Origin of the sequence: Aeromonas sp. PrichA-15, from assembly GCF_017939245.1 — a bacterium.
GTDB lineage: Bacteria > Pseudomonadota > Gammaproteobacteria > Enterobacterales > Aeromonadaceae > Aeromonas > Aeromonas caviae.
Window position 1 is genome coordinate 1 of the sequence record NZ_JAGKRH010000340.1, and the last position, 545, is coordinate 545.

General features: G+C 52.3%; 1 protein-coding gene and 1 pseudogene. Both read left to right on the forward strand.

Annotated features, from left to right (window positions below):
- The coding region (locus tag J9889_RS23050) for an integrase core domain-containing protein (protein ID WP_210557742.1) at positions 1-363 on the forward strand (363 nt) is incomplete at its 5' end.
- Positions 364-404: 41 nt separating this feature from the next.
- Positions 405-545 (forward strand): annotated as a pseudogene (locus J9889_RS23055) (IS200/IS605 family transposase); the annotation flags it as partial.

The following is a 545-nucleotide window of genomic DNA, read 5'->3' on the forward strand; positions in this document are numbered from 1 at the left end:
CAAGATGTCATGCTGAGGTCTGTCGAACATCGCTTTGGGGATTCGTTGCCGGCATCACCGGTGGAGTGGCTGACTGATAATGGCTCGGCGTATCGAGCCCATGAGACCCGCGCGTTTGCACGAGAAATCGGGTTGGAGCCCAGAACTACTGCGGTGAGAAGCCCACAGAGTAACGGTATAGCGGAGAGCTTCGTGAAGACGATGAAGCGAGACTATATCGAGATGATGCCAAAACCGGATAGCCGAACAGCGGTAGGCAATTTGGCTATCGCGTTTGAGCATTATAACGAGCACCACCCGCACAGCGCCTTGGGATACCGTTCACCACGGGAATTTCTGCGCAGTCGGGTATCACAACCCTAAGCGGGAAAAAGTGTCTGGACCTATGGGGTCAAATCCACAGAATGCAATTCACTAAAATTAATAAATCACGCCATGCGGCCTACGCTTTGCACGTACATTTGGTGTTTATCACCAAGTATCGAAAGCCGATATTGGGGGATCTGCATCACGCTTCCTTCGGTCAGTGTGCGGCAGAGGTTTGC